At 64.4% G+C, this 6,080-nt stretch carries 6 protein-coding genes; all 6 read left to right on the plus strand.

The genetic code is table 11. The features are described from left to right. Positions 1–487 precede the first annotated feature (487 nt). The 6 genes from LB566_RS23420 (at position 488) to LB566_RS23445 (ending at position 5,972) form a co-directional block, all read left to right on the plus strand. Entirely contained in the window at positions 488–1,027 is a 540-nt protein-coding gene (locus tag LB566_RS23420; protein ID WP_224627627.1) for a hypothetical protein, read from the plus strand. Positions 1,028–1,388: 361 nt separating this feature from the next. Next, the gene (locus LB566_RS23425) at positions 1,389–1,790 is read left to right on the plus strand and encodes a hypothetical protein (RefSeq protein ID WP_224627629.1); all 402 of its coding nucleotides are present in this window, start codon (positions 1,389–1,391) and stop codon (positions 1,788–1,790) included. Next, positions 1,787–3,469 (plus strand): hypothetical protein, encoded by a 1,683-nt coding sequence (locus tag LB566_RS23430; RefSeq protein WP_224627632.1) that lies wholly within the window; start codon positions 1,787–1,789, stop codon positions 3,467–3,469. Before LB566_RS23425 ends, LB566_RS23430 begins: the two co-directional genes overlap by 4 nt. 41 nt (positions 3,470–3,510) lie before the next feature. After that, positions 3,511–3,927: a hypothetical protein gene (locus LB566_RS23435; protein ID WP_224627633.1), complete on the plus strand. Its 417-nt coding sequence runs from the start codon at positions 3,511–3,513 to the stop codon at positions 3,925–3,927. 117 nt (positions 3,928–4,044) lie between these two features. Further along, positions 4,045–5,607: a portal protein gene (locus tag LB566_RS23440; protein WP_224627635.1), complete on the plus strand. Its 1,563-nt coding sequence runs from the start codon at positions 4,045–4,047 to the stop codon at positions 5,605–5,607. Continuing rightward, positions 5,604–5,972 carry a hypothetical protein gene (locus LB566_RS23445; protein ID WP_224627637.1) on the plus strand — a complete coding sequence of 123 codons (369 nt, stop codon included), beginning with the start codon at positions 5,604–5,606 and terminating at the stop codon, positions 5,970–5,972. The genes LB566_RS23440 and LB566_RS23445 overlap by 4 nt, the downstream gene beginning before the upstream one ends. Positions 5,973–6,080 lie beyond the last annotated feature (108 nt).

Genomic DNA, 6,080 nt, shown 5'->3' on the forward strand with positions numbered 1-6,080 from the left:
TTGCTGGCCGGCAGGCCAGCGCCAATTCCCTATCGATCGCACCAAGTGCGATTGATCTCAAACCCGCACCCCGGACCGATCTGCGCGCGTCATTTTCCCTGACCCTCACCCCGCAGGGATCAAGAAGGGGACCGGTTGACGGCTGCGGCGGCGTCGTAGGCTCTCCTCATCGCGCGGTTTCTCGCCCTTCTGACGGGTCTGGGGTGCTGCGGTGTCTAGCAAGTGTCTTCGACGTGTCTAGACGCCAAGCTGTTGAAAACAAAGCGATTTCCATGATTTCAGACACGTTAGACACTTTAGACACCATAGGGCCTCGCATACGCATACGCGCGCGCGCATGTACGAATTTCCATGTGTCTAAAGTGTCTTATGTGTCTATTTCTCTGCAAGCGATTGATTTCATTGCGGAAATCGAAAGACACCGGCCTAGACACTTCCAAGACACCTTGGCGCGGCCGAAACCAATAAAATATTCCCGGGTGGCGCCATGAGCGGCGATCGGGACCTGTTCGAAAGCGAGGAAGAGGCGCGATCGGCGCGCGCACGGCTGGAAATCGGCAACCCGTTCGCCGACGCCCCGGCGCAGGCGCAGCGGCGCGGGCGCGGCCGGCCGAGCGGCGCGCTGAACGTCAAGACCAAGGAATTCGAGCGCTACTACACCGCAATGGGCTTCAAGGATCCGCTGGTCGGCGACGCTCACTTCTACTCGGCCGATCCGGTGGCGCTGGTGGCGTGGTTCGAGGAGCACGAGCCGAACAAGAAGAAGCGGCCGAGCCTGTGGGAGATCATCCGGGAGCAGAACGCGCGCTCGGATGCGCTCAAGCCCTACTTGCATGGCAAGAAGCCCGTCCAGGTGGAGATCATCGACGAGCGCCTGCCGACGCTGATCGTCGATCTCGGCACCAATCAGCTGGCCGACGCGCGCCGCCTGGCGGAGCAGCGGGCGCTGTCGGTCGGCGCGCCGATCGAGATCGAGGGCGAGACAGCCGACACCAACGAAAACAATGACTTAGCGGAGGACAAATGAGCGCGCCTCACGGCATCGCGCCTCACGGCGCAGCCAAGCCATTGATGTCATTGCGTTATCAGGCATCAACCCCGCTGATCGAAAATCAGCGGGGCAGCGGAGGGGTCCCCCTCATTTGGCAAGGTCGACCTGGCCTCGACCAGGCGGCCGCCGCAGCCATGCGCCCGGCGCAGGGCAGTGCAACCATGGCGCGCGGACAAGGCCTCCCCCGAAAGGGGGGCCGACCCCCCATACAGGGGCAGGCGTTCTCACACCGTCTGCCGTTTTTGCATCTGCCGGAGGCCGGCGGTGGCAGGGGAGATAGGGCGCGGGTCGACGTGGTGCTGCGGGGCGCGGGTCCGGGGTATGGGGACATGGCGTGATGAAACCTGCGCCGCAGAGTTTGGACGCGTCCAAATCGAAAGCAGATGCCGCGTTGATGGAGCTCTACCAGCTGCTGGCAAAGCGGAACGCGCCGAAGGCCGGCAGCTTCACCAGCCTGTCGGCCGACCAGCGGCGGGAATATTTCCGGGTCGCCCGGCGGCGGAGCCGGGCCAGGGCGCGGGCCGCCGCCGGCGCCGGCGCGGTCGAGCCGAACACGCGCAATGTCCGTGACGCGCTGGCCGATGCCGCGCTGATGATCCTGGCAACGGATGCGCCTGGTGCTGACCTGGTGCTCGAGGTCCTGGCGAAAGTGTTCCGGGAACGGCCTGGCGTGCCGATCTCGGTGCAGCACAGGGCCAAGGTCGGGAAAATGCGGCCAAAGCGGGTGGCGCTGTCATGAGCGGGCACATTTCCGACCTCATCAGCCGGGACGATCTGACCATCCTGGCGGAGGAAGAGGTCCGCAAGCTCGTCGCCAAATACGAGCTCGCCGAACACTTCGATCCGTACCGCTATGTGCCGCCTGGTCCTGTGGCGCAGGCGTTCATCCTGTCGACGGCGCTGACCAAGGTCATCATGGGGCCGCTCGGGGGCGGCAAGACGACAACCTGCGCCTTCGCGCGGATCTACGCCGCGACGCTGGCGCCGGTGGCGCGGCATCCGGAGGACGGCAAGCCGACGCGCATGTGCCGTTGGATCGTGCTGCGCGACACGTTCCGCTCGGCCGAAAAGACCGTGCTGGAAAGCTGGAAGCAGTGGTTCCCGAAGGGCTATCCGGGCTCGACCTGGACCGGCGGCAACGACCGCCCTGTGACCCATGTGCTTCGCTTCATCGGCGCCGACGGCGTCCGGATCGAGGCGATCACGGAATTCGCCGGCCTTGGCGAGGCCTCGATCGAGACCTTGATGAAGGGCCGCGAATATTCGGGCGCCTGGCCAAACGAGCTCGACACCCATGCACCTGGTGCGCTCGACGATCTCGAGCAGCGTGTCGGCCGCTATCCGAAGTCGGACATCCTGCTGACCAAGGCCGAGCTCGAGAAGCTTGCCCGGGAGTTGGGCAAGGCGCTGATCGTGTCCGGGCCACGCCTGCGCTTCGTGATCGGCGACATGAACGCGCCGACCATCGACAATTGGACCTACAAGGCCTTTGTCACCAACAAGAAACCTGACCGGCTGCTGTTTCGCCAGCCGTCCGGCCGATCGGTCGACGCCGAAAACCGCTTCAACCTCGAGGCCGATTATTACGACCGCATCATCCGCAACCAGGAGGACCATTTCGTCAAGCGGATGGTCGACAACGAGTTCGGCTATTCGCGCTCGGGCAAGCCGGTATTGAGCAGCTTCTCCTACTTCAAGCACGTTGCCTCTAGCCGTCTCATCTGGCGGCCGGAGCTGGACCTCTACATCGGCGTCGATGCCTCGACGTCGGGCCTGTCGCCCGCGGCCATTTTCGCCCAGGCATGGACACCGCGCCTCGCCTTCCTGGACGAGTTCTATCTCGGCCACGGCGTCGGGACGGCGCGCTTTGGCGAAGCGCTGAAAATGAAGATCGACGCCGAATATCCGGACGCTCGGTTGAAGGTCTATGTCGACCCTGCGGCGCAGTACGGCGCCGACAAGGAAGGCGGCCAGCTGGCCGCTCTCGAGCTGCTGTCCGTCATTCTCGGCCTGCCGATCATGGTGCCGGCCAACGGATCCAACGAGCTCGGCATGCGCATCGACGCGATCAATTCGGAACTGCGCGGCTATCTCGAGCCACATTCGCACCTGATCGTCTGTCCGGAAAAGTGTCCGCTGTGGCTCGAGGGCGCTGCCGGCAAGTACCGTTTCCGCAAGAAGCCGGAGAACTCGGGCAACGAATACGACGACATTCCCGAAAAGCTGCATCCTTGGTCCGATCTCCAGGACGCCGGCCAATATGTGACGCTCGGCATTCGCGGCCGCGCCGCCGCAATCCGGGGTGCCGCGACCGGGCGTGGCCAGGGCGATGGGCGCCGATGGGGCTCGCAGGCCGCCGGCGGCGATCGGCGGCCTGCGCCAAAAGAGCGTGGCGGCTTCAACCCGCACAAGTTTTGACCATGGCGATAACGATCACCTCGCCGGCGACGCTGTTCGACATGGCCGAGCTCTCGGGCGCCAGCTCGCGCCTGATGTGGGCGGTGGCGCGCGAAATGTGGGCAACGGGAACGACGTTCGCGATCCGGGACGGCGCCGAGCTGATCGGCCTGGCCGGCATCTACCCTCTAAAACCCGACTGCGGCGAATGCTGGTTCAATGTCCGGCCGGCCGGTGCCGGGCACATGCTGGCGATCTGTAGGGCGATCAAGTTGACGATACGGGCGAGCGGCTACCGTGAAATCGTGGCGGTCTGCACCTCCGATGCTGGAAAGCGCATCGCGGCCGCAGCCGGCATGCAGTTTTTCGAACGAACCGAAATGGGAGAAGTCTGGTCATGCCAACCCTCTTTGGTGGCGGAAACGACGCCGCAAAGCAGCAACTCGAGGCGCAGCAGCGCCGGAGCCTCGCCGATCTAGCCAAACAGCAGGGTGAGATCGACCAGGCGGCGGCCGCTCCGGCCGGCGGCACCCGCAAGCAGGGACGCGGCCTCCTGACGTTCCTGTCGGGTACCGGCCAGGACACGTTCGGCTGATATGTACGAGACGAGACGCCTAAAGGAGCGGCGCAACGCCGCCAAGCGCGAGCACGACACTTTTCAGCCGCTCGTCGACGAGGCGTTCCAGTACGCCATTCCCTACCGCAAATCGACGCGCGATACCAGCACCGGCGAAAAGCGCGTCGACCAGGTGTTCGACCAGACGGCGATCGATAGCGCGTTTCGCTTCGCCGGCAAGCTGCAGCAAGATCTCTGGCCCACCGGCCAGCAGAATTTCGAGCTCGAGCCGGGGCCGATCATCATTGACCAGCGTCAACGGGAGCAGATGAGCGCCGACCTCGAGCCGATATCGAAGGTGCTCACTGCCTTCGACGATGACGGCGATTGGGATATGGCGTTCCACGAAATGGCGCTCGAGCTGTCGGCCGGCACCGGCGCCATGCTGATGAACTCGACAGACGATCCCGACCTGCTTTGGGAGCCGATTTCGGTTTCGGTCGACGAATTGCTGCTCGAGAAGGGCCGCAACAACAAGATCTCCGCCATCTTCTGGACCCAAAAGATGTGCCTGCGGGTGCTTTGGGACACGTGGCCGGAAGGCAAGTTCGGCTACGAGCTCACCGAGCTCTATCGAACGAAGCCCGAGACCGAAATCGATGTCAATTGCGACACCGTTTGGGACAAGCAGAAGCGCCGGTGGATGATGCTCATCTGGTGCGAAAAGCAGGAAACGATCATCTACACGTCGCAGTCGCGCACATGCCCATGGCTGACGCCGCGCTATATGCGCGTGCCCGGCGAAACCAAGGGTCGCGGCCTGGTGATGTTGGCCATGCCGACCATCAAGACCGCCAATACGGCCAAGCGCCTGATGCTGCAAGCCGGCGCGATCGCCATGCTCGGCATCTACACGGCCGTCGACGATGGCGTGTTCAATCCGGACCTTGCGCCGCTCGAGCCCGGCGTTTTCTGGAAGGTCGCCCGCAACGGCGGCACGCTCGGCCCGTCCGTCTCACGCTTCCCGGATCCGCGCCTCGACCTGGCCGGCCTAGTGGTCAGGGACATGCAGTCCGAGATCAAGGCGACGATGATGGACCAGACGCTGCCGCCCGACAGCGCGGCGGTGAAGTCGGCGACCGAGATCCTCGAGCGCGTGAAGCGCCTTGCCGCCGATCATATCGGCGCCTTCGGCCGCCTGGTGAAGGAAATCGTTGTGCCGTCCGTTCGCCGGCGCATGGAGCTCGCCTACAACAAGGGGCTGATCAGCACCGAGATCCCGATCGACCAGCTGCTTGTGCGGGTCAAGGTCAAGTCGCCGCTGGCGCTCGCTCGCGAAGCGGAGCGCATCGGCAAGATCGTCCAGTGGCTGGAAATGGTCATCGCCATTCTGACGTCCGTTGGCGCGCCACAGGGTGTCAACCGCATCGCGAAGCTCGAATTGCTGCTGACCGATATCGCCGGCGACATGGGCGTGCCGTCGAAATACGTCGTGACGACGGATGAACGGGCCGAAATGGACAAGGCCGAGCAACAGCAACAAGCCCTGTTGGCGGCGGCCGCCGCAGCAACGGGCGCAGCGGGTGGGATGCCGACAGCATGAGAGACAGGGACGTCCAGGATGTCGTATCCGGCGCCGCGCGCAGCGGCTGGGAATGGTTCGATGGGGCGGACGAGAAGATCCGCGAGCGCTTGGATGTGCGCCAGTCCCTCGAGGGGGAAGATGCCAGGGCGGTTTCCCGCGCCTGGGCGGACTTCGCGGCCACGCCCGGCGGCGAGAAAGCGCTCCTCGCGATGGCAAAGGCAACGCTCGATCGAACCGTTTTCTTCGTCAATCTCGGCCTGGACCCGGTGTCCATGGCCGTTTTCGGCGCGTTCCGTGAGGGTCAGAACGCGCTCGCGCATGAAATCTTTCGCCAGGTCGCCAAAGGCCAGGGCGAAACCCTCCTTCCGAGAGACGTGACTTAACCGGAGAACGTGACATGAGAAACATACTGGACAGGTACCTGCGCGCGCCGGAAGGTGGTGGCGCCGGCGGCGGCGATGGTGGCGGCGGCGATGGTGGCGGTGGTGGTG

Source organism: Mesorhizobium sp. CA13, from assembly GCF_020165235.1.
Taxonomy (GTDB): Bacteria; Pseudomonadota; Alphaproteobacteria; order Rhizobiales; family Rhizobiaceae; genus Mesorhizobium.

Coding starts and splice junctions, on each gene's coding strand:
- LB566_RS23430 (WP_224627632.1), top strand. CDS start 1,787: ATGAGCGGGCACATTTCCGACCTCATCAGCCGGGACGATCTGACCATC.
- LB566_RS23445 (WP_224627637.1), top strand. CDS start 5,604: ATGAGAGACAGGGACGTCCAGGATGTCGTATCCGGCGCCGCGCGCAGC.
- LB566_RS23425 (WP_224627629.1), top strand. CDS start 1,389: ATGAAACCTGCGCCGCAGAGTTTGGACGCGTCCAAATCGAAAGCAGAT.
- LB566_RS23420 (WP_224627627.1), top strand. CDS start 488: ATGAGCGGCGATCGGGACCTGTTCGAAAGCGAGGAAGAGGCGCGATCG.
- LB566_RS23435 (WP_224627633.1), top strand. CDS start 3,511: ATGGCCGAGCTCTCGGGCGCCAGCTCGCGCCTGATGTGGGCGGTGGCG.
- LB566_RS23440 (WP_224627635.1), top strand. CDS start 4,045: ATGTACGAGACGAGACGCCTAAAGGAGCGGCGCAACGCCGCCAAGCGC.